Source organism: Frigoribacterium sp. Leaf263 (assembly GCF_001422285.1).
Classification (GTDB): domain Bacteria; phylum Actinomycetota; class Actinomycetes; order Actinomycetales; family Microbacteriaceae; genus Frigoribacterium.
Map to the genome: position 1 here is coordinate 278308 of NZ_LMMO01000001.1, position 21798 is coordinate 300105.

20 protein-coding genes are annotated in these 21798 nt (G+C 70.2%); 14 read left to right on the forward strand and 6 right to left on the reverse strand.

Translation table 11 applies throughout. From position 1 onward, the window contains the following. Positions 1-6: 6 nt before the first annotated feature. On the reverse strand, positions 7-792 hold the full coding sequence (locus tag ASF17_RS01285) for a CPBP family intramembrane glutamic endopeptidase (RefSeq protein WP_055794472.1): 786 nt from the start codon (positions 790-792) through the stop codon (positions 7-9). 234 nt (positions 793-1026) lie between these two features. Here ASF17_RS01285 and ASF17_RS01290 point away from each other — a divergent pair, with 234 nt between their 5' ends. From ASF17_RS01290 to ASF17_RS01315, 6 genes are all read left to right on the forward strand, one after another. Continuing rightward, positions 1027-2658: a peptide ABC transporter substrate-binding protein gene (locus tag ASF17_RS01290; RefSeq protein WP_055794474.1), complete on the forward strand. Its 1632-nt coding sequence runs from the start codon at positions 1027-1029 to the stop codon at positions 2656-2658. Positions 2659-2805: 147 nt separating this feature from the next. After that, positions 2806-3735 (forward strand): ABC transporter permease, encoded by a 930-nt coding sequence (locus ASF17_RS01295; RefSeq protein WP_055794476.1) that lies wholly within the window; start codon positions 2806-2808, stop codon positions 3733-3735. Beyond that, complete coding sequence (locus tag ASF17_RS01300; protein ID WP_055794479.1) at positions 3725-4681, forward strand: ABC transporter permease; 957 nt, start codon at positions 3725-3727, stop codon at positions 4679-4681. The genes ASF17_RS01295 and ASF17_RS01300 overlap by 11 nt, the downstream gene beginning before the upstream one ends. Continuing rightward, the gene (locus ASF17_RS01305) at positions 4678-6435 is read left to right on the forward strand and encodes a dipeptide ABC transporter ATP-binding protein (RefSeq protein ID WP_055794481.1); all 1758 of its coding nucleotides are present in this window, start codon (positions 4678-4680) and stop codon (positions 6433-6435) included. Before ASF17_RS01300 ends, ASF17_RS01305 begins: the two co-directional genes overlap by 4 nt. A gap of 142 nt (positions 6436-6577) precedes the next feature. Next, complete coding sequence (gene typA / locus ASF17_RS01310; protein ID WP_055794484.1) at positions 6578-8488, forward strand: translational GTPase TypA; 1911 nt, start codon at positions 6578-6580, stop codon at positions 8486-8488. Positions 8489-8640: 152 nt separating this feature from the next. Further along, complete coding sequence (locus tag ASF17_RS01315; RefSeq protein ID WP_156357247.1) at positions 8641-9153, forward strand: hypothetical protein; 513 nt, start codon at positions 8641-8643, stop codon at positions 9151-9153. A gap of 91 nt (positions 9154-9244) precedes the next feature. On the opposite strand, the gene efeB is transcribed toward ASF17_RS01315, so the two are convergent. From efeB to efeU, 3 genes are read right to left on the reverse strand one after another with little or no spacing between them, the layout of a single operon-like run. Continuing rightward, positions 9245-10552, reverse strand: coding sequence for an iron uptake transporter deferrochelatase/peroxidase subunit (efeB, locus tag ASF17_RS01320; protein WP_200913406.1), 1308 nt, complete (start codon positions 10550-10552; stop codon positions 9245-9247). Positions 10553-10566: 14 nt separating this feature from the next. Continuing rightward, positions 10567-11763: an iron uptake system protein EfeO gene (gene efeO / locus ASF17_RS01325; RefSeq protein WP_055794487.1), complete on the reverse strand. Its 1197-nt coding sequence runs from the start codon at positions 11761-11763 to the stop codon at positions 10567-10569. Further along, positions 11760-12635 carry an iron uptake transporter permease EfeU gene (gene efeU, locus ASF17_RS01330; protein WP_055794489.1) on the reverse strand — a complete coding sequence of 292 codons (876 nt, stop codon included), beginning with the start codon at positions 12633-12635 and terminating at the stop codon, positions 11760-11762. Before efeU ends, efeO begins: the two co-directional genes overlap by 4 nt. A 161-nt stretch (positions 12636-12796) precedes the next feature. Between efeU and ASF17_RS01335 the strand changes: the two genes are divergently transcribed. Genes ASF17_RS01335 through ASF17_RS01350 form a run of 4 tightly spaced genes read left to right on the forward strand, consistent with a single transcriptional unit; the run spans position 12797 to position 16843 of the window. Then, positions 12797-14104 (forward strand): PIG-L family deacetylase, encoded by a 1308-nt coding sequence (locus ASF17_RS01335; RefSeq protein ID WP_055794491.1) that lies wholly within the window; start codon positions 12797-12799, stop codon positions 14102-14104. Next, positions 14101-14418, forward strand: coding sequence for a ferredoxin (fdxA, locus tag ASF17_RS01340; RefSeq protein WP_055794494.1), 318 nt, complete (start codon positions 14101-14103; stop codon positions 14416-14418). The genes ASF17_RS01335 and fdxA overlap by 4 nt, the downstream gene beginning before the upstream one ends. Positions 14419-14430: 12 nt before the next feature. After that, positions 14431-15531 carry a succinyldiaminopimelate transaminase gene (gene dapC / locus ASF17_RS01345; RefSeq protein ID WP_055794496.1) on the forward strand — a complete coding sequence of 367 codons (1101 nt, stop codon included), beginning with the start codon at positions 14431-14433 and terminating at the stop codon, positions 15529-15531. A gap of 16 nt (positions 15532-15547) precedes the next feature. After that, entirely contained in the window at positions 15548-16843 is a 1296-nt protein-coding gene (locus tag ASF17_RS01350; protein ID WP_082474960.1) for a citrate synthase, read from the forward strand. 84 nt (positions 16844-16927) lie between these two features. Here ASF17_RS01350 and dapD read toward each other — a convergent pair whose 3' ends face one another. Next, positions 16928-17896 carry a 2,3,4,5-tetrahydropyridine-2,6-dicarboxylate N-succinyltransferase gene (gene dapD / locus ASF17_RS01355; protein ID WP_055795519.1) on the reverse strand — a complete coding sequence of 323 codons (969 nt, stop codon included), beginning with the start codon at positions 17894-17896 and terminating at the stop codon, positions 16928-16930. An 89-nt stretch (positions 17897-17985) separates the two neighbouring features. Between dapD and dapE the strand changes: the two genes are divergently transcribed. The 3 genes from dapE (at position 17986) to ASF17_RS15175 (ending at position 20562) form a co-directional block, all read left to right on the forward strand. After that, positions 17986-19059: a succinyl-diaminopimelate desuccinylase gene (gene dapE, locus ASF17_RS01360; protein WP_055795521.1), complete on the forward strand. Its 1074-nt coding sequence runs from the start codon at positions 17986-17988 to the stop codon at positions 19057-19059. Beyond that, a complete protein-coding gene (locus tag ASF17_RS01365) occupies positions 19044-20306 on the forward strand; it encodes a hypothetical protein (RefSeq protein WP_235476294.1) in 1263 nt (420 codons plus the stop codon). The genes dapE and ASF17_RS01365 overlap by 16 nt, the downstream gene beginning before the upstream one ends. Positions 20307-20391: 85 nt before the next feature. After that, positions 20392-20562, forward strand: a complete 171-nt coding sequence (locus tag ASF17_RS15175; protein ID WP_082474961.1) for a DUF3117 domain-containing protein — start codon at positions 20392-20394, stop codon at positions 20560-20562. 84 nt (positions 20563-20646) lie between these two features. Here ASF17_RS15175 and ASF17_RS01370 read toward each other — a convergent pair whose 3' ends face one another. Then, positions 20647-21273 carry an O-methyltransferase gene (locus ASF17_RS01370; RefSeq protein ID WP_055794498.1) on the reverse strand — a complete coding sequence of 209 codons (627 nt, stop codon included), beginning with the start codon at positions 21271-21273 and terminating at the stop codon, positions 20647-20649. A gap of 63 nt (positions 21274-21336) precedes the next feature. On the opposite strand from ASF17_RS01370, the gene ASF17_RS01375 reads away from it, so the two are divergent. Continuing rightward, positions 21337-21741 carry a hypothetical protein gene (locus ASF17_RS01375; protein ID WP_055794500.1) on the forward strand — a complete coding sequence of 135 codons (405 nt, stop codon included), beginning with the start codon at positions 21337-21339 and terminating at the stop codon, positions 21739-21741. Positions 21742-21798: the final 57 nt, after the last annotated feature.

Consider the following 21798-nt stretch of genomic DNA (forward strand, 5'->3'; position numbering starts at 1 on the left):
TCGTGGTCAGGACGGCAGTCCGAAGAACCCCGGGAACGCCGACGCCGCCCACGGGTAGCCGATGAAGACCGCGGAGTCCATGACGACGTGGGCCACGACGAGCGGCAGGATGCGGCCGTAGCGCGCGTACAGCCAGCCGAAGACGAGGCCCATGACGACGTTTCCGACGAACGCGCCGAAGCCCTGATACAGGTGGTACGTGCCGCGCAGCAGGGCGGCGGCGACGATGATGGCGGCGGGTCGCCAGCGCAGATCGGTGAGGCGGGCGAAGAGGTACGCCACGACGATGATCTCCTCGGTGAGTCCCGCCCGCAGCGCCGAGAGCACGAGCACCGGCGCCGTCCACCAGTGCTCGGCGAGGTCGGTGGGGACGACGGTGACCGTGAGGTCGAGGGCCTTGCCGACGAGGTAGAGCCCGATGCCGGGGATGCCGATGGCGAGGGCGAGTCCGAGACCGCCGAGGACGTCGCGGCCGCTTCGCGAGAAGTCGACGCCGAGACGCGCGAGGTGCGGTCGGCGGTGCTGCCAGAGCAGGTAGGCCACGAGGGCGACGGGCACGAGGTCCACGAGCACGCCGAGCACCTGGTAGACGAGGTCGAACACCGCCCGGTCGCTCAGTGACGAGTTGAGGGTCGCGGTCTGCTGCGAGAGGCTCGTGGGCTGCGTCAGGCGGTTCACGATCGACACGAGCGAGTACACGGCGGAGGCGCCGAGCGACAGGCCGAGGACGATCGCGATCTCGACCCGGAGGCGCGCGCGGCCGGGTGGGTCGACCGCCGGTTCGAGGGGCATGGCCGGATAATACCTGCCACGTGTCCGAATTCTCGCAACGGAAAGCTGCGTAGATGCGGGCCTGGACGCAACGTTGTGGGCCTCGACGCAAGGATCCTCCGAATTGGTTTCCGTCGTGTAACCGTTCGGCCTCAGGTTTGGAGATGCCTGAGGGCGGTGCTTAGGGTCGTCTCATCCAACGCGGCACGGCTCATGGGGAATCGTGCTGCGTCCTTTCTTGCATCAGGAGGAACATTGAAGAAGACGCGCATGGGCCTCGGGTCCGTCGCCGTCGTGGGGGCGGCAGCACTCGTCCTCACCGGTTGCAGCAGCAGCAACGGTGGCGACTCGGGCGACGCAGCTCCCTCGGGCAACGCCGACGCCATCATCACGACCAACGGCAGCGAGCCGCAGAACCCGCTCGTCCCGTCCAACACCACCGAGACCGGTGGCGGGAAGATCATCGACTCGATCTTCGCCGGCCTCGTCTCGTACGACGCCGAGGGCGCCACCGAGATGGACGTCGCCGAGTCCATCGAGTCCGACGACAACCAGCTCTGGACCGTCAAGCTCAAGGAGGGTCAGACCTTCACCGACGGCACCCCCGTCACGGCCGAGTCCTTCACGAAGGCCTGGAACTGGGCCGCGCAGATCAGCAACGCGCAGAGCGCCTCGTACTTCTTCGACAACATCGAGGGCTACGACGCCGAGGCCGACAGCGACCTGTCGCTCGAGGTCGTCAGCGACACCGAGTTCACGGTCATGCTGAACGCCCCCGAGGCCGACTGGCCCCTGCGTCTCGGCTACTCGGCGTTCTCGCCGCTGCCCGAGTCGTTCTACGACGACGTCGACGCCTTCGGTGAGAACCCCGTCGGCAACGGCCCGTACAAGCTCGAGGGCGAAGGCGCCTGGACTCACAACCAGGACATCAAGCTCGTCACCAACGAGGACTACGACGGCCCGCGCACGCCCGTCAACGGCGGCCTGACCATCACGTTCTACACGACGCAGGACGCCGCGTACTCCGACGTGCTCTCGGGCAACCTCGACATCCTCGACCAGGTGCCCGACACCCAGTTCGCCTCGTACGAGAGCGACTTCCCGGACCGCTTCGCCAACCAGCCGGCCGCGATCTTCCAGTCGATCACCATCCCCCAGTACCTCGAGCACTTCGACGGCACGACCGAAGAGGGCAAGCTGCGTCGCGCGGCGATCTCGCTCGCGATCAACCGCGACGACATCACCGACGTCATCTTCCAGGGCACCCGCACCCCCGCCAAGGACTTCACGTCGCCCGTCATCGACGGCTACTCCGAAGACCTCGAGGGCTCGGACGTGCTCGACTACGACGCCGACCGCGCCAAGGAGCTGTGGGCTCAGGCCGAGGAGATCGCCCCCTACGGCGACACCACCTTCACCATCGCCTACAACTCGGACGGCGGACACCAGAACTGGGTCGACGCCGCGTCGAACAGCATCGCCGACACCCTCGGCATCAAGGCGGCCGGCGAGCCCAAGCCGACGTTCGCCGAGCTCCTCGACCAGGAGGACAACGACGCCATGACCGGCGCCTTCCGTTCCGGATGGCAGGCCGACTACCCGTCGCTGTTCAACTTCCTCGCGCCGCTGTACCAGACCGGCGCCGGCTCGAACTACGGCCGCTACACCAGCGACGAGTTCGACGGCCTCCTCAGCGAGGGCGCCGCGTCGACCTCCGTCGAGGACGCCAACGCGAAGTTCCAGGAGGCGCAGGAGGTCCTCCTGACCGACCTCCCCGTCGTCCCGCTGTGGTACTCGAACGTGACCGGCGTGTGGGCCGACACGGTCGAGAACGTCCAGTTCGGCTGGAACTCCGTCCCGCTGTTCTACGAGGTCACCAAGCAGTAAGGAACGCATCGAGCGAGGCCTCGGCCTCGATCACAACTGCCGAGGGGTCCGGGCGGGTTATCCTGCTCCGGGCCCCTCGGTGGGCGTCCACCACTCTCTCTCCATGATTGCGACATCCATGCACGCGCAGAAAATCGAGGCGGCCTGATGCTCTGGTACACCGGCCGGCGCCTCCTCCAACTGATCCCCGTCTTCTTCGGGGCGACGTTCCTCATCTACTTCATGGTCTTCGCTCTCCCGGGCGACCCGATCGCCGCGCTCTTCGGCGAGAAGCAGCCCAGCCCGGCCGTGATCGAGGCCATCCGGGCGCAGTACAACCTCGACAAGCCCTTCATCGTGCAGTACCTGCTCTACATCGGCGGTCTGTTCACGGGTGACCTCGGCACGACCTTCTCCGGTCGTCCGGTCATCGACGAGCTCGTCCGAGCGTTCCCGATCACGTTCCGTCTCGCCATGCTCGCGCTGCTCTTCGAATCGATCGCCGGCATCGTCGTCGGCCTCTACGCGGGTCTCCGCAAGGGCAAGATCTTCGACAACAGCGCCCTGGTGGTCTCGCTGCTGCTCATCTCGGTCCCGACGTTCGTCATCGGATTCGTGCTGCAGTACGTCTTCGGAATCCAGCTCGCCCTCTTCCGCACCACCGTCAGCTCGCAGGCGCCGTGGAGCGAGCTCGTCCTGCCCGCGATCGTGCTCGCCTCGGTGTCGTTCGCGTACATCGTCCGGCTCACCCGCGCCTCCGTCGCCGAGAACATGAGCGCCGACTTCGTGCGCACGGCGACGGCGAAGGGCCTGACCCGTCGTCGGGTCGTCGGGGTGCACATCCTCCGCAACTCGCTCGTGCCGGTCATCACCTACCTCGGCGTCGACATCGGATCGCTCATGGTCGGTGCGATCGTCACCGAGGGCATCTTCAACATCCAGGGCGTCGGTGGCACGGTCTACCGGGCCATCCAGCTCGGCGAGGGGCCGACCGTCGTGTCGTTCGTCGCGGTGATGGTCATCATCTTCATGCTGGCCAACCTGCTCGTCGACCTGCTCTACGCCGTTCTCGACCCGAGGATCCGCTATGCCAAGTAACACGACACCGGGCCTGTCGCCCGACCACTACGTCGCCCCGCTCGACGAGACGCCGCTGAAGGCCGTCGACGCCGTCGACGAGACCGAGAAGCCCCGCTCCAGCTGGAACGACGCATGGGACGCCATGAAGACGCGTCCCCTGTTCTGGATCTCCGCGGTGCTGATCCTCTTCGTGATCGTCGTGGCGCTGTTCCCGCAGCTCTTCACGAGCACCTCGCCGACCTCCGGTGCCAGCCTCCCCGACAGCAACGGGCCGGCCGAGTCCGGGCACCCGATGGGCTTCACGCTCCAGGGTCTCGACGTCTACGCGCGTGTCGTCTACGGCACCCGGGCGTCGCTGACCGTCGGCCTGCTGGCCACGGTGCTCGTGACCCTGGTGGGCATCGTCATCGGCTCCCTCGCCGGCTACTACGGCGGCTGGCTCGACGCGCTCGTCTCGCGACTCGGCGACATCTTCTTCGCCATCCCCACCGTGCTCGGCGCCATCGTGCTCATGTCGGTCCTGCCGTCGCGCACGCCGCTGACGGTCGCCCTCGTGCTGTCGCTCTTCGCCTGGCCGCAGATCGCCCGCATCATGCGAGGCTCCGTGCTCGGCGCCAAGAGCAGCGACTACGTCATGGCGTCCGCCGCTCTCGGCGTCTCGCGGTTCCGCATCCTGATCCGGCATGTCATCCCCAACGCGATCACCCCCGTGATCGTCGTGGCGACGGTCTCGCTCGGAACGTTCATCGTCGCCGAGGCGACCCTCTCGTTCCTCGGCATCGGCCTGCCCGGCACCGTGATGTCGTGGGGCAACGACATCAACGCCGCCCGCGCCTCCCTGCGGGTCGCCCCGATGCCCCTGATCTGGCCGGCGGCCGCCCTCTCGGTGACCGTGCTGTCGTTCCTCATGATGGGCGACGTCGTGCGCGACGCCCTCGACCCGAAGGCGAGGGCCCGTCGATGACCTCCACCTCCACCCGTCCCGAGTCGGCGGGCACCGCCTCCTCGGCGACCCCCCTGCTCGAGATCAAGGGCCTGAAGATCGGGTTCAAGACCCAGTCCGGCTACGTCGACGCCGTCCGCGGCGTGGACTTCACGATGATGCCGGGCGAGCGCCTCGCCATCGTCGGCGAGTCCGGTTCGGGCAAGTCGACCACGGCCACCTCGATCATCGACCTCCTGCCGGGCGCCGGCGAGGTCACCGGGGGCCAGATCCTCTTCGAGGGCAAGGACCTCACGAAGGCGACGCCCGCCGAGATGCAGGCCATCCGCGGTCGGGACATCGGCTACGTCCCTCAAGACCCGATGTCCAACCTGAACCCGGTCTGGAGCATCGGATTCCAGGTGGAAGAGGCGATCCGCGCCAACGGCGTGGCCACCGGCAAGCAGGCTGTGCGCGATCGCGCGATCGAGGTGCTGAAGGAGGCGGGGCTCGGCGACGCCGACCAGCGTCTGAAGCAGTTCCCGCACCAGTTCTCGGGCGGCATGCGTCAGCGCGTGCTCATCGGGATCGGCCTCTCGTCGCGCCCCAAGCTGCTGATCGCCGACGAGCCCACCTCGGCGCTCGACGTCACGGTGCAGCGGCGGATCCTCGACCACCTCGAGACCCTGACCCGCGACTACGGCACCTCGGTGCTGTTCATCACGCACGACCTCGGTCTCGCCGCCGAGCGGGCCGAGAAGCTCGTCGTCATGTACAAGGGCCAGGTCGTCGAGTCGGGGCCCTCGAAGGAGATCCTGGCGAACCCGCAGCACCCCTACACGCAGCGTCTCGTCGCCGCGGCGCCGAGCCTCGCGAGCCAGCGCATCCAGTCGAGCATCGCCCCGACGCACACCAACGACGTCGAGATCTCCGACGAGGGCGCCGACGACGCCGAGCTGATGAAGCGCGCGCACCAGCGCGAGGAGCTCGGCAAGCGGAACGCGTCGTACATCCAGGTCGAGAACCTCACCAAGCTGTACAAGATCCGTCAGGGCGGCTTCAAGACGACCGAGCTGCGGGCCGTCGACGACGTCTCGTTCTCGATCCCGCGCGGCACGACGATGGCGCTGGTGGGCGAGTCCGGCTCGGGCAAGTCCACCGTGGCCAAGCTGGTCCTCCAGCTCGAGTCCATCACGTCGGGAACGGTCGCCATCGACGGCAGGAGCGTCGGGGCCCTGAAGGGCAAGGACCTCTTCGACTTCCGTCGTCGGGTGCAGCCCGTCTTCCAGGACCCCTACGGCTCGCTCGACCCGATGTACAGCGTCGGCAACACCATCGCCGAGCCGCTCGTCACCCACGGCATCGGCGACCGCAAGAGCCGTCAGAAGCGCGTGCACGAGCTGCTCGACCAGGTGTCGCTGCCCGTCTCGATGGTCAACCGGTACCCCGGCGAGCTGTCGGGCGGTCAGCGTCAGCGCATCGCCGTGGCCCGGGCCCTCGCGCTCAAGCCCGACGTCATCGTGCTGGACGAGGCCGTGTCCGCGCTCGACGTGCTGGTGCAGGGGCAGGTCCTCGATCTGCTGACCGATCTGCAGACCGAGCTCGGTCTCACGTACCTCTTCATCACGCACGACCTCGCGGTCGTCCGGCTGATCGCGGACAACGTCTGCGTCATGCAGAAGGGCCGCATCGTCGAGGCCGGCACGACCGACGAGATCTTCGCGAACCCGGCGCAGCAGTACACCCGCGAGCTGCTCGAGGCCATCCCCGGCGCGAACTTCGAGTTCGGTCGGTAGCCGACCCGCCCCTCCTCGGCCGAGGGCCTCTCCGCCGTTCCGACCGGAACGGGGGAGGGGCCCTTTACCACGTGCCGTAGACTGTCGTCGCCGGGCTCTGTCCCGCGCACCTCCCCCTCCGCTTCTCGTAAGGAATACATCCATGGCGACTGCCATCCGCAGCGACCTGCGCAACGTGGCGATCGTGGCCCACGTCGACCACGGCAAGACGACCCTCGTCGACGCCATGCTCAAGCAGACCAACTCTTTCGACGCGCACTTCGACACCGAAGACCGCATGATGGACTCGAACGAGCTCGAGCGCGAGAAGGGCATCACGATCCTCGCGAAGAACACCGCGGTGCTCTACAACGGTGCTCACGCGACCGACGGCCCGATCACCATCAACGTCATCGACACCCCCGGCCACGCCGACTTCGGCGGTGAGGTCGAGCGCGGCCTCTCGATGGTCGACGGCGTCGTCCTGCTCGTCGACGCGTCCGAGGGCCCCCTGCCCCAGACGCGCTTCGTGCTGCGCAAGGCCCTCGCGGCCAAGCTCCCCGTCATCCTGCTGGTCAACAAGACCGACCGGCCTGACGCCCGCATCGACGAGGTCGTCGCCGAGTCGCAGGACCTCCTCCTCGGTCTCGCCAGCGACCTCAGCGAAGAGGTCGAGGATCTCGACCTCGACGCGATCCTCAACGTCCCCGTGGTCTACGCCTCGGGTCGCAACGGCGCCGCCTCGACGAACAAGCCCGACGACGGCTCGCTTCCCGACAACGCCGACCTCGAGCCGCTGTTCGACGCGATCCTCACCCACGTGCCGGCGCCGACCTACGACGACGAGCACCCCCTGCAGGCGCACGTCACCAACCTCGACGCGTCGCCGTTCCTCGGTCGCCTCGCGCTCCTCCGCGTCTTCCACGGCACCCTGAAGAAGGGCCAGACCGTCGCCTGGGTCAAGGCCGACGGCACCACGGTCAACGCCCGCATCACCGAGCTGCTGATCACGAAGGCGCTCCAGCGCTACCCGGCCGACTCGGCGGGCCCCGGCGACATCGTCGCCGTCGCCGGCTTCGACACGATCACCATCGGCGAGACGCTGTCGGACCCCGACGACGTCCGGCCGCTGCCGACCATCACGGTCGACGACCCCGCCATCTCGATGACCATCGGCACGAACACCTCGCCGCTGATCGGCAAGGTCAAGGGTCACAAGCTGACCGCGCGCATGGTCAAAGACCGTCTCGACCGCGAGCTGATCGGTAACGTCAGCCTCAAGGTCGTCGACATCGGACGCCCCGACGCGTGGGAGGTCCAGGGTCGTGGCGAGCTCGCCCTGGCCATCCTCGTCGAGCAGATGCGCCGCGAGGGCTTCGAGCTCACCGTCGGCAAGCCGCAGGTGGTCACACGTCGTGACGAGAACGGCAAGCTGCAGGAGCCCTTCGAGCACATGACCGTCGACGTCCCCGACGAGTACCTCGGCGCCATCACGCAGCTGATGGCCGCTCGCAAGGGCCGCATGGAGAACATGGCGAACCACGGCTCGGGCTGGGTCCGCATGGAGTTCATCGTCCCGTCGCGCGGTCTGATCGGCTTCCGCACGCAGTTCCTCACCGACACGCGCGGCACCGGCATCGCCAACGGCATCAGCCACGGCTACGGTCCCTGGGCCGGCGAGATCTCGACCCGCACCAACGGCTCGATCATCGCCGACCGCTCCGGCGTCGTGACGCCCTTCGCGATCCAGAACCTCCAGGAGCGCATGACCTTCTTCGTGCAGCCGACCGAAGAGGTCTACGAGGGAATGGTCGTGGGCGAGAACTCGCGCGCCGACGACATGGACGTCAACATCACCAAAGAGAAGAAGCTGACCAACATGCGTCAGTCGACGGCCGACAACTTCGAGTCGATGACGCCGTCGCGCATCCTCTCGCTCGAGGAGTCGCTCGAGTTCGCCGGTGACGACGAGTGCGTCGAGGTCACGCCCGACGCGATCCGCATCCGCAAGGTCGAGCTCGACGCGTCCGCGCGTCAGCGCAGCACCGCCCGCTTGAAGAAGCAGAACGCGTAGCACACGCTCCATCCGAAGGCGGCTCGCAGCTCTGCGGGCCGCCTTCGGCGTGTCCGGTGTGTCCGGCGGCGGTGGACGTCCGGCAGCGCCGCCCGCCTGCGCACCCTGCACCTTCTGCGCGCGTGTCCAGTGACGGCGGCTACCCTCACCGGGTGCTGACGTCTCCGAAGTCCCTCCTCCGCCCGATCGCCGCTCTGGCCCTCTCCGCCGGTCTGGTCGGCGGTCTGACCGCCTGCGGTTCGGGGTCACCCGTCGACAACATCGTCGGGGGAGCCATCGACAGCAGCGTCGAGGGCCTGACGGGCACCGTCCAGCAGGCCGTCGAGGACGCCGCGGGCGAGGTGCTCGGCGGTGCCGGCGTCACGACCGACGGCACGTTGCCCGAGTCGTTCCCCTCGGACGTCCCGCTCGTCGAGGGCACGGTCCGCGGGGGCGGCTCCGGGCCGGAGGGGTCCGGCTGGGTGGCGCAGGTGACCGTCGCACCCGACGCGTTCGCCGCCGCGCAGCAGCGTCTCGAGCAGGCCGGCTACACCGCGAGCGGGGTGGACTCCGACGCCGACAGCGGCTTCGGCACGTTCACCGGCTCGACGTACCGGGTCCTGCTGACCGTCTCGACCGACACCGAGGGCGTCTCGACCGCGACCTACGTCGTCACGCCGGTCTGAGCCACGGGGGCGACCATCTGCCGGAGGCGCGGTGTCCGCCCGGCGGGCTCCGCGCCTCCTGCATGTCCTCCCGTCGGCACCGACGGCGGCGTCAGGCGAAGAGCGTATCGCCGACCCAGCCGTCCGGCGACGCGCCCGGCGGCACCGCGAAGATCGCCGAGCCGACGTGCTTCACGTACTCGTTCATGCGGTCGCTGCGGGCGAGCGCCTGCTGGATCGGCACGAACTGGCGGCGGCTGTCGCGGTTGAAGCAGATGAAGAACAGCCCGGCGTTCAGCCGACCGAGCTCGTCGTTGCCGTCGACGAAGTTGTAGCCGCGGCGCAGCAGGGTCGCGCCCGCGTTGTTCTGCGGGTGGGCGAGGGCCACGTGCGAGTCGGGCGCGATGGCGGGCCCTCCGGTCGCGGCCGCGGCGGTGAAGTCGGGCTCGGTGAACTCCGACCCGCCCGAGAGCGGCGCGCCCTCGCCCTTGTCACGACCGAACACCGTCTGCTGCTCGGCGAGCGAGGCGCGGTCCCAGGTCTCGATCGTCATGCGGATCTTGCGGGCGACGAGGTACGAGCCGCCGGCCATCCAGGGCGCGCCGTCGTCGGCCGTCGCCCAGACCCCCTCGTCGACGGCGCGGGTGTCCTCGGCCTTGACGTTCGCCGTGCCGTCCTTGAAGCCGAAGAGGTTGCGGGGAGTCGTCTGGTCGCGGGTCGTCGACGACGTCCGTCCGAAGCCGAGCTGCGACCAGCGGAGGGAGGCGCGGCCGAAGGCGATCCGCGAGAGGTTGCGGATCGCGTGGACGGCCACCTGCGGGTCGTCGCTGCACGCCTGGATGCACAGATCGCCGCCGCTCGCCGCCTCGATGAGCTGGTCGCCCGGGAAGTGCGGCAGATCGATCAGGGCCGCCGGCCGCCGTGAGGCGAGACCGAACCGGTCGACGCCCGAGGTGCCGGTGAACAGCGAGGGCCCGAATCCGATGGTCACGGTGAGCCCCGCTGCCGGCAGCCCGAGAGCCTCGCCGGTGTCGTCCGGAGGCGCGGCGAGGGGCCCGCCCGTCGCCCCCGTCGGGCTGACGTCGAGACCGGCCGTCAGGCGGGACGCCGCGTAGCTCCAGTCCTGCAGCAGTTCGATCAGCTCGGCCCGAGTGGTGCCGTCGGCCACGTCGAAGGCGGCGAAGTGGAGGCGGTCCTGGGCGGTGGTGACGATGCCCGACTGGTGACGTCCGAAGAACGGATACGACGCTGCGGCGCCCGAGCCGCCCGCCGTGCGGGCGCTGACGGCTCGGTCGGCGCCGATCCCGGCGCCGAGACCGAGCACGCCGGCGCCGACGCCCGTGCCGACGAGCCCGAGGAGGCCCCGTCGCGACAGGCCGGACCTCTGGTCGTCGGCGCCGGCCCCGCCGGTACGGGGCACCCCGCCGCTCACCGTCAGGAGACCAGGGCCGCGGTCAGGCGGCTGAGCGGCTCGCTGAGCGCGTTGACGGCGTCCGACAGCTTCTTCCGGTCGGCGTCGGTCAGCTCGGTGTACGAGGGGTACCCGGCGTCCAGGCTGCCGTAGCCGGACAGCAGCGTCTCGACCGAGGTCATCTCGTCGTCGATCGACGTGGCCAGCTCCGGGTCCTTCTCGTCGACGACGTCGCGCACGCCGTCGAACGCGACGCGGGCCCCCTCGAGGTTCCCCTGGAAGTCGTAGAGGTCGGTGTGCGACCAGATCTCCTCCTCGCCGGTGATCTTGCCGGTCGCGACCTCGTCCATGAGCCCCACGGCGCCGTTCGCGATCGTGTCGATGCCCACCGAGAAGCCGCTCGCCGTGACGGCGGTGTAGAGGTCGGCGGTGTCGGCGGTGAGCAGGTCGGCGAAGCGCTGCCGCTCGGCGGTCGTGAGAGCGACGTAGGGCGTGCCGCCGTTCGCGTCCGCCGACGGCTGCCAGAGGTCCTTCTCGATGCGGTGCCAGCCGGTCCACTCCGTGCCGGGCTCGACGTCGGCCTCGCGGAAGTCGATCTTCGGGTCGAGGTCGCCGAACGACTCGGCCACCGGCTCGATGCGCTCGTAGTGGGCGCGGGCGGTCGGGTACAGCTCGCGGGCCCGCTCGTCGTCACCCGAGGTGTAGGCGGTGAGGAACTCGTCCGTGGCGGCGACGAGCTGACCGGTCTGGTCCTCGACGTAGCCGACGTACGCGGCGGCGGCGGCGTCGATGCGCTCCTTCTCGGAGCCCGTCGGCTCGACGGCGGTGCCCGAGTCGGTCACCGTGAACGAGGCGCGGACGCCCTCGCCGACGAGGCCGGGGACGCAGGCCGTGTAGTACTCGCCGGCCGGCACGGAGACGGTCATCGACCCGGAGGTGCCGGGTCCGATGTTCTCCTTCTCGCTGATGATGCGGAGTCCGTCCTCGGCCAGGAGCTCGAACTCGCTGTTGTCGCTGCCGCTGTTCGTCATGGTGAACGTGACGGGGCCGCTCGGCACCGACGTCGTCGACAGCACGCAGCCGTCGTCGGAGCCGTCGACCGTCACCGCGGTGGCCGCCGACGAGCCGGCGGGCGCGTTCGCGACGCAACCGGTGAGGGCGAGCGCGAGGGCGGCGACGCCCGAGGCGACGGCGAGGGGGCGGAGGGGGCGAGCGGTCATTCGGGGGCTCCTGCGGTGCGGGTGGCGAAGGTGGGGGACTCGGGGGCCGGGGCGGCGGGCCGACTCGGCCCGCGCCTCCTGGTCGCCCGGGCGACGAGGGGGATGACAACGGCGAGGTAGGCGAGCCAGGCGAGCAGCTGCAGCCAGCTCGGGGTCGGCGTGAAGTTCACGAGACCCTGCAGCACGACGCCCTGCACGCTGGTGGGCGGGACGGCTCCGCTGACGTCGAAGGCCAGGGAGGTGCGGCCCGGCAGCACGCCGGCCTCCTGCAGGTCGCCGATCCCGTAGGCGAGGACGCCGGCGGCCACGACGACCAGGAAGTACCCGGTGACGGTGAAGAAGCGTCTGAGGTCGATGGTCATCACGCCCCGGTGGACGGCGACTCCGACGGCGCAGGCGGTGAGGATGCCGAGCACGGCGCCGAGCAGCGGCACGGGCCCGCCGCCTGTGGACTGCACGGCGGCCCAGACGAAGAGGGCCGTCTCGATGCCCTCGCGGCCCACGGACAGGAACCCCAGAGCCACGACGGCCCAGGCCCCGCCCTCGAGGGCGCGGTCGAGGCCGGTCTGCAGCTCGGACTTCAGGCTGCGGGCCGTGCGGGCCATCCAGAAGACCATCCAGGTGACGAACCCGACGGCGACGATCGAGAGGCCGCCCCCGATGATCTCCTGCGCCTGGAACGTCAGGCCGTAGGCGCCGAACGTGAGGATCGCGCCGACGCCGAGCGAGAGCAGCACGGCCGCGGCGACGCCGAGCCACAGGCGGGCGAGGACATCGCGTCGATCGACCTTGACGACGTAGGCCACGAGGATGCCGACGACGAGAGCGGCTTCGAGGCCCTCTCGGAGTCCGATGAGGTAATTGGCGAGCACGGGTGGAGCCTTCGGGTCGGCGGCGGTCGGCGGCGGGCGTCGACGGCGGCGCCTGGTGGCGGCGGACGACCACCGCACCGATTGGTTTGGTTAGGCTAACCTTGCTAAGGGCGGCCTAACGAGGACCGACCATAGTGCGGCGCGGCCTATCCTGTCCAGTGATGACTTACTTCGGCACGCCAGGAGGCGACGGCCCCGACTCCCCGGCACCCCGGGTCGAGCGGGTCCTCGTCGTGCACGCTCACCCCGACGACGAGACGATCACCACGGGGGGCACGATCGCGACGCTGGTCGACGCCGGCGCCGGCGTCACGATCGTGACGTGCACGCGCGGCGAGCTCGGCGAGGTCATCCCGGACGACCTCGCCGCCCTGCGCGGCGACGAGGCGGCCCTCGCCGTGCACCGCGAGGGCGAGATCGCGGGTGCGCTGCGCGAGCTGGGCGTGCGCGATCACCGGTTCCTCGGCGAGGCGGGCGCCCGCACGGCCGGGCTCGAGACCCGGGCGTACCGCGACAGCGGGATGGTCTGGCGGGCGGACGGGGTCGCCGGCCCCACCGACGACCTCCACCCGGCGGCGTTCTGCGCGGCCGAGTTCGGCGAGATCGTCTCGGACCTCTCGGCGGTGGTCGAGTCCGTGCGACCCACGGTGATCGTCTCGTACGACGACGACGGCGGCTACCACCACCCCGACCACGTCCGGGCCAATCGCGCCGCCGTCCGGGCCGCCCGCCTGGCCGGCGTGCCCTACTTCGCCATCGTCGCCGGCGCCGACGAGGCGACCGGAGCCGAGGCCGCCGCCCTCCGCGACGACGAATCGGTCGTGACGATGGACGTCCGACCCGTCGCACCGCGCGTCGTCGCCGCCCTCCGGCGGTACCGGACCCAGCTCGAGGTCGTCGACCTGCCCGGAGGCGCAGCCGGGATCCGCTACCCCCACGGCCGCGTCGATCGTCTGGCCTCGTCCGAGTCGTTCCGCTTCGTGCCCGACCCCGACGAGCTCCCGCCGCGGCCCGCGAGCACGTCCGAGCTCAGCGACATGAGCGTCGGAGGTCGCATCGGCACGTATCTGCTGGCCGTCGCCGCCGGGGCCGTCTTCGGGGCGATCGGCACGGTGGCCCATCAGGGGACGTCGTCGGTCGCCGGAGCCGTGCTGCCGACCGGGCTCGTGGTGTCGATGGCGATGGCCGCGGCTCTCCTGGTCGGATTCCGTCAGGTCTTCCGCTCGCGCACGATCGTCGCGGCCGTCGCCGTGGGGCTGCTCGGCGTCACGGCGCTGCTGTCGCAGCCCGGTGCGGGCGGGTCCGCGCTCGTCCCGGCCAATCTCGCGGGCTACCTGTGGACCTTCGGCCCGGTGCTCGTCGCCATGGTCGTGCTCGCGTGGCCGTTCCTCGACCGCGGCGCGGACGTGCAGCGAGGCCGCGATAAGATGGACGCTCTGCCCGAGGCGAAGGGAACACCCCAGACGTGACGTACGTGATCGCACTTCCCTGTGTGGATGTCAAAGACCGTGCCTGCATCGACGAATGCCCCGTCGACTGCATCTACGAGGGCGAACGCTCGCTCTACATCCACCCCGACGAATGCGTCGACTGCGGCGCCTGCGAGCCCGTCTGCCCCGTCGAGGCCATCTACTACGAAGACGATCTGCCCGACAAGTGGGCCGACTACTACAAGGCCAACGTCGAGTTCTTCGACGAGATCGGCTCTCCCGGCGGCGCGGCCAAGGTCGGCGTGATCGCGAAGGACCACCCCGTCATCGCCGTCCTCCCGCCCCAGGCGTAGAGGCCGTCGGTCGTGGCGCTCGCTCTGCCCGAGTTCCCCTGGGACACCCTCTCGGAGCTCGCGGCCACAGCACGGTCCCATCCGGGCTCGATCGTCGACCTCTCGGTGGGGTCTCCCGTCGACCCCACGCCCCGGGTGATCCGCGAGGCACTCACGGCGGCGACCGACGCGCATTCGTACCCCCAGGTCGCGGGCACCCCGGCCCTCCGCGAGGCCATCGTCGAGTGGTACTCGCGCCGACGCGGCGTCTCGGGTCTCGGCACCGAGTCGGTCCTCCCGACGATCGGTTCGAAGGAGCTCATCGCCGGGTCGGCGCTCTGGCTCGGTCTCGGCCCGGGCGACACGATCGTCCACCCGGCCAACGCCTACCCGACGTACGCCCTCGGCGCGGCCCTCGTCGGCGCCGAGGCCCTCGCCTCCGACGACCCGGCCGACTGGCCCGAGACGACGCGTCTCGTGTGGCTGAACAGCCCCGGCAACCCCGACGGCTCCGTGCTCGACGTCGGACGCCTCGCAGCCGCCGTGGCCCGGGCCCGCGAGCTCGGCGCGGTGGTCGCCGGCGACGAGTGCTACGCGGAGCTCGGCTGGGAGGGCGAGTGGTCGACGCGGCCGACACCGTGCATCCTCGACCCCCGGGTCGTCGGCGACCGGCTCGACGGAGTCCTCAGCGTCTACTCGCTCAGCAAGCAGTCGAACCTGGCCGGCTATCGAGCCGGGTTCGTCGCAGGGGACCCGGTGCTGATCGCTCAGCTGCTCGCCGTGCGCAAGCACGCCGGGCTCATGCCGCCGGCCCCCGTGCAGGAGGCCATGCGGGTGGCCCTCGGCGACGAGGATCACGTGATCGCGCAGAAAGAGCTGTACGGTGCTCGACGCGCGGCGCTCGCGCCGGCCCTCGAGCGAGCCGGATTCCGCATCGACCACAGCGAGGCGGGGCTCTACCTCTGGGCGACACGAGGCGAGGACGCATGGCGGAGCGCGGCCTGGCTCGCCGAGCGGGGCATCCTCGTGGCGCCCGGCTCGTTCTACGGGATCGGCGGCGAGCAGCACGTGCGCGTCGCGCTCACGACGACCGACGAGCGCATCGCCGCCGCCGTGGAGCGCCTGGAGCACTGACCGCTAGGCTGGCGGAGTGACTGACACTGCCAACGACGCCCAGAAGGCCACGCTGCAGTTCCCGGGGGGAACAGCCGAGTTCCCGATCGTGCCGAGCACCGAGGGTGCCTCGTCGATCGACATCTCGACGTTCACCAAGCAGACCGGTTACACGACCCTCGACAACGGGTTCGTGAACACCTCGACCGCCCGGAGCAAGATCACCTACATCGACGGTGATCAGGGCATCCTGCGCTACCGGGGCTATCCGATCGAGCAGATCGCCGCCAACTCGACCTACCTCGAGACGGCCTGGCTGCTGATCTACGGCGAACTGCCCACCCCCGACGAGCTCGCCGGATTCGACGCCCGCATCCGCCGCCACACGCTGCTGCACGAAGACCTCAGACGGTTCTTCGACGCGCTGCCGCACTCGGCGCATCCCATGTCGGTGCTCTCGAGCGCCGTCGGCGCCCTCGGCACGTTCTACGAGGGCTCGATGAGCACCTCGGACCCCGAGCAGGTCGAGCTGCAGACCATCCGTCTCCTGGCGAAGCTGCCCGTCATCGCGGCGTACGCGCACAAGAAGAGCCTCGGTCAGGCGTTCCTCTACCCCGACAACTCGCTCAGCTTCGTCGACAACTTCCTCAAGCTGAACTTCGGCACCATGGCCGAGCCGTACGAGGTGAACCCGGTCCTGTCGAAGGCCCTCGAGCGACTGCTCATCCTCCACGAGGACCACGAGCAGAACGCGTCGACGTCGACCGTGCGGCTCGTCGGCTCGACGCAGGCCAACATGTTCTCGTCGATCTCGGCCGGGATCAGCGCGCTCTACGGTCCGCTGCACGGCGGCGCCAACGAGGCCGTGCTCTCGATGCTCGCCGACATCAAGGCCAGCGGCCAGGGCGTCGAGCGCTTCGTCGAGCGCGTGAAGAACAAAGAAGAGGGCGTCAAGCTGATGGGCTTCGGCCACCGGGTCTACAAGAACTACGACCCGCGCGCGAAGCTCGTCAAAGAGAGCGCGAACGAGGTGCTGTCGGCGCTGGGCGTCAAAGACGACCTGCTCGACATCGCGATGGAGCTCGAGGGCATCGCGCTGGCCGACGACTACTTCGCCGAGCGCAGGCTCTACCCGAACGTCGATTTCTACACGGGTGTCATCTACAAGGCGATGGGGTTCCCGCCCCGCATGTTCACGGTCCTGTTCGCCATCGGGCGCCTGCCGGGCTGGATCGCGCACTGGCGCGAGATGAACGCCGACGCGACGACCAAGATCGGTCGCCCGCAGCAGCTGTACCTGGGCTCGACCCAGCGGGACTGGCCCGAGCGCTAGAGGCATCGGCGGCCCATCGGGCCCGACGACGAGGGGCGACGCACCGCACGGTGCGTCGCCCCTCGTCGCGTTCGAGCCGACGCGTCAGGCGTGCAGCTGCGAGTTCAGCGTGATCCCGTGGCCCTTGCGGGGCAGGACCTCGACGGCGCCGGTCAGCGAGTTGCGGCGGAACAGCAGCCCGGGGCGGCCCGACAGCTCGACGGCCTTGACGGTCTGCGTCGAGCCGTCCGACGAGGCGGTGCCGCCGACGACGACGACCTTCGTGCCCGCCGTGACGTAGAGCCCCGCCTCGACCACGGTGTCGTCGCCGATCGAGATGCCGATGCCGCTGTTGGCTCCGAGCAGGGCGCGCTCGCCGATGGTGACGCGCTGCGCGCCTCCCCCCGACAGCGTCCCCATGATGGAGGCGCCTCCGCCGATGTCCGACCCGTCGCCGACGACGACGCCCTGCGAGATCCGGCCCTCGACCATGGAGGTGCCGAGGGTGCCGGCGTTGAAGTTGACGAAGCCCTCGTGCATGACGGTCGTGCCCGGTGCGAGGTAGGCGCCGAGCCGGACCCGCGACGCGTCGGCGATGCGGACCCGGTCGGGGGAGACGTAGTCGAGCATCCGGGGGAACTTGTCGATGCCGGTGGTCGCGATGCCGGCGCGCTGGAGCGACGGGCGCAGTCGGGCGAAGTCGGCCGGGTGCACGGGCCCCGCGTTGGTCCACGTGACGATGGGCAGGTGCCCGAAGACGCCCTCGAGGTTGATCGTGTTCGGCTCGACGAGCAGGTGGCTGAGCAGGTGCAGTCGCAGATAGGCGTCGGAGGTGGACGCCGGAGGCGCGCTGAGCTCGATCTCGACGGTCACGGGGACGAGATCGACGGCCCGGCGGGGATCGGGCCCGGCGGCGTCGGCGATCTCGGACGGCACGAGCGCCGGGTCGCGGTCGGTCGGCAGGCGGCCGAGGGAGGGGGAGGGGAACCAGGTGTCGAGCGTCGTGCCGTCGGCGGAGACGGTCGCCAGCCCGTCACCGTGGGCGTGGGTGGCGGCGGTGTCGTCGGAAGTCATGCTGACAACCGTATCGTCCACGACCGCCGTGGTCACGGTCGTCGGAGCCTGGCAGGAGCCGTCGCGGCGGCCCCCGTACACTCGGGGCCATGCCGAAGATCGACCTCAGCGTGTCCGCCGTCGACGTGACCCGCCAGCTCTGCGACATCGAGTCCGTCTCCGGCGACGAGGCCGGCATCGCCGACGCCATCGCCGAGACCCTCGCCGGCCACGATCACCTCGAGGTGCTGCGCGACGGCGACGCCATCGTGGCCCGCACCCGGCTGGGCCGGTCCCAGCGCGTCGTGATCGCCGGCCACATCGACACGGTTCCGCTCAATCGCAACCTGCCCACGCGGTTCGAGAGCGACGGCGGCGTCGACTACCTCTGGGGGCGCGGCACGGTCGACATGAAGGCGGGCTGCGCGGTCCATCTCCGCCTGGCGGTCGAGCTCGCCGAGCCGAACGTCGACGTGACCTGGGTCTGGTACGACCACGAGGAGGTCTCCGACCACCTCAACGGCCTCGGTCGGCTGGTCCGCAACCGCCCCGAGCTGCTCGCGGCCGACTTCGCCATCCTCGGCGAGCCGACGCGCAGCGAGATCGAGGGGGGCTGCAACGGGAACCTCCGGGTGGACCTCCGCACGACCGGTCGCCGCTCGCATAGCGCCCGGTCGTGGATCGGCGACAACGCCATCCACCGCGCCGCCGCGGTGCTCGACGTGCTCGCGGCCTACGAGGCCCGCGAGGTCGAGGTCGACGGCCTGGTCTATCGCGAGGGCCTGAACGCCGTCGGCATCACGGGCGGGGTCGCGGGCAACGTCATCCCCGACGAATGCGTCGTGACGGTCAACTACCGGTTCGCGCCGAGCCGCTCGGGTGACGAGGCCGTGGCCCACGTGCGCGAGCTGTTCCCCGATCTCGACGTCGTGGTCGTCGATCTGGCGGAGGGGGCCCGTCCGGGCCTCGACGCCCCGTTGGCCGCGCAGTTCCTGGCCGCGGTGGGCGGCGAGGCGAAGCCGAAGTACGGCTGGACCGACGTCGCGCGCTTCTCGGCCCTCGGGGTCCCGGCCGTCAACTACGGTCCGGGCGACCCGCTCCTGGCCCACCACGACGACGAGCGGGTGCCCGTCGACCAGATCGTCGAGAACGAGCGCGGACTGCGGGCGTGGCTGACGGCCTGAGCGTCAGGCAGCCGACCCGCGCCTCCTCGGAGACCGCCGGAGGCGCGGCGGGACCGCGGGGGCGCCGTGCCCTGGTCGTCCGCTACCGTCTCACCCCCTGGTGGGCGCGGGTCCTGGTCGTCTTCGCCCTCTCGCGGGTGGTGAGCACCACGCTGCTGCTCGGCTTCGCCCGGGCGCAGGGCCCCAACGCGTGGACCCTGCCGAGCCCGGACTACCCCAGCTTCGCCACGATCTGGGACGGCCACTGGTACTACATCATCTCGGTGGTCGGCTACCCGACCACCCTGCCGACGACGGCCGACGGGCGGGTCGGCGAGAGCGCCTGGGCGTTCATGCCCGTCTACCCGTTCACGGTGCGGGCGCTGACCGAGCTGACCGGGGTCCCCTTCGCCCCGATGGCCGTCGCCGTCTCGGTGGCCTGCGCGGCGGCGACGGCGCTGCTGCTGTACCGGCTCATGCGGCACGTGCTGCCCGAGGGCACGGCGCTGTTCACGGTCGCGCTGTTCTGCTTCTCGCCCGTCTCGCCCCTGCTGCAGGTGGCCTACGCCGAGTCGATGTTCCTGATGCTGCTCTGCGGGTGCCTGCTGCTGCTCGTGCGGCGGCAGTACCTCCCGATGCTGCCGCTCGTGGCGGCGCTGTCGTTCACGCGGCCCGGGGCTCTGGCCCTCGCCCTCGCGATCGGTCTGCACGCCGTGCACCGGTGGTTCCGTCGGGCCGACGATCCCTTCCCGCGGCGCGAGATGATCGCCGTGTCCGTCAGCGCGGGGGCGACGGCCCTGCTCGGCGTGGGGTGGCTGATAGTCGCGGGTCTCGTGACCGGGCGCCCCGACGCCTACACGGCGACGGAGCTCGCCTGGCGCGCCCCGTACGTCGGCCACGGGCCGCTCGTCCCGTTCACGCCGTGGATCCAGGGGGCCGGCTACTGGTTCCCGAGCGGGCTCGGCATCCCTCTGCTCGTGCTCGTCGTGGTCGGGTTCGCCGCCCTCCTGCTCGGGCCGTGGGGTCGGCGCATCGGGGTCGACCTCCGCCTGTGGGGACTCGCCTACGCGCTGTACCTCCTCGCCGTGTTCTTCCCCCAGTCGAGCACCTGGCGACTGCTCATGCCGCTGTTCCCCCTGCTGGGCATCCTCGCCGTGCCGCGATCGCGGGTCTGGCGGGTCGGGCTGCTCGTCGCGTTCGTCGCCGGTCAGTTCGCCTGGCTGTACTTCAGCTGGTGGGTGGACGGATACGACTGGACGCCGCCGTGATCGGCCATCGCCCGGGCGACGTTTAGGTGCGGGCGAAGAAATCACGGATAATAGGACGAGCATCTTTGCGAAAGGGGACTATCTGATGGCAGCCATGAAGCCGAGGACCGGCGACGGACCTATGGAAGCCGTGAAGGAGGGTCGTCTCATCATCGTGCGTGTTCCGCTCGAGGGTGGGGGACGCCTCGTGGTGTCGGTCAACGACGACGAAGCCAGAGAGCTCCACGACGCCCTCGCGAGCGTCGTCGGCGCTTAGTCGGCCACCTTCCCAGCATCACCTCGGACAGCCCCGTCGATCACCGATCGGCGGGGCTGTCCTGTGCGTCCGCGACGGCGTCGCTCAGAGCTTGACGAGCTGCAGGAGACCGTCGCCGGCGGTCGACAGCGAGCTGATGACCGCGGGGGAGGTCGACACCTCGGTCAGCAGCGTTCGGAACTGCGTGGTCGTCGCGTCGCGTCGTGCCGGATTCGCGACCGAGCCGTGCCAGAGCGCGTGCGCGACGAGCACGAGGCCCCCCGGGCGAGCGAGTCGCAGGCCGTGCTCGACGTACTCGATGACCGAGCCCGGGTCGGCGTCGACGAAGACGATGTCGTACGAGTTCTCGTTCATCCGGGGGAGCACATCGGACGCGCGGCCCGTGATGAGCCGGAACCTGTTCACGGGCACGCCGGCGCCGAGATAGGCGTCGCGTGCTGCCTGCTGGTGGTCGACCTCGCGGTCGATCGACGTGAGCGTCGCCCGGGGCGCGCCGCGCAGCAGCCACAGACCGCTCACCCCGACGCCGGTGCCGACCTCGATGATGTTCTTGGCGCCCGACGCCGCGGCGACGACGGCGAGCTGCGCGCCGACCGCGGGGGACACCGGTTCGACCCCGACCTCGAGCGAGTGCTGACGAGCCTCTGCGAGGGGTCCGCTCTCGGTGACGAGCTCTTCGGCGAACTTCCAGCTTGACTCTATCTGCGACACACTCACTCCTCGAAAGGCCAACTCTAGGGGGTCGCCCTCGGCGGCAGCGGTTAGTCTGCTTGCGTGTCCCTCTCCGGTCTGACGTTCGACAAGCTGCTCATCGTGGGTGTGCTCGCCGTCTTCCTGCTCGGCCCCGACCGACTCCCCGTCTACGCGTCGAAGCTCGCCCAGCTGGTCAAGTCCGTCAAGAACATGGCCAACGGCGCCAAGGAGCGCATGCGCAGCGAGATGGGGCCCGAGTTCGACGACGTCGAATGGCAGAAGCTCGATCCGCGGCAGTACGACCCGCGCCGCATCATCCGCGATGCGCTCCTCGACCCGCCGTCGCAGACGACGACGTCGATGGCTCCCGCCGCCATGGCCACGGCCGGCGCCGTGTCCGCCGGTCTGCCCTCGCGCGGCTCCCCGTCGCCCGGCGTGCCGCTCGCCGCGGGCGAGGTCGCTCCCTACGACTCCGAGGCCACCTAGCCGGACTCCGGCCCGGCGAGAGCCTCGGACCACCCTGAGCCTCGACCTACCGTGAGC

Bases quoted from the DNA above. Each gene is read 5' to 3' on its own strand.
- ASF17_RS01285 (WP_055794472.1), bottom strand. From the start codon at position 792: ATGCCCCTCGAACCGGCGGTCGACCCACCCGGCCGCGCGCGCCTCCGG.
- ASF17_RS01295 (WP_055794476.1), top strand. From the start codon at position 2,806: ATGCTCTGGTACACCGGCCGGCGCCTCCTCCAACTGATCCCCGTCTTC.
- ASF17_RS01300 (WP_055794479.1), top strand. From the start codon at position 3,725: ATGCCAAGTAACACGACACCGGGCCTGTCGCCCGACCACTACGTCGCC.
- ASF17_RS01305 (WP_055794481.1), top strand. From the start codon at position 4,678: ATGACCTCCACCTCCACCCGTCCCGAGTCGGCGGGCACCGCCTCCTCG.
- typA (WP_055794484.1), top strand. From the start codon at position 6,578: ATGGCGACTGCCATCCGCAGCGACCTGCGCAACGTGGCGATCGTGGCC.
- efeO (WP_055794487.1), bottom strand. From the start codon at position 11,763: ATGACCGCTCGCCCCCTCCGCCCCCTCGCCGTCGCCTCGGGCGTCGCC.
- ASF17_RS01335 (WP_055794491.1), top strand. From the start codon at position 12,797: ATGACTTACTTCGGCACGCCAGGAGGCGACGGCCCCGACTCCCCGGCA.
- dapD (WP_055795519.1), bottom strand. From the start codon at position 17,896: ATGACTTCCGACGACACCGCCGCCACCCACGCCCACGGTGACGGGCTG.
- dapE (WP_055795521.1), top strand. From the start codon at position 17,986: ATGCCGAAGATCGACCTCAGCGTGTCCGCCGTCGACGTGACCCGCCAG.
- ASF17_RS15175 (WP_082474961.1), top strand. From the start codon at position 20,392: ATGGCAGCCATGAAGCCGAGGACCGGCGACGGACCTATGGAAGCCGTG.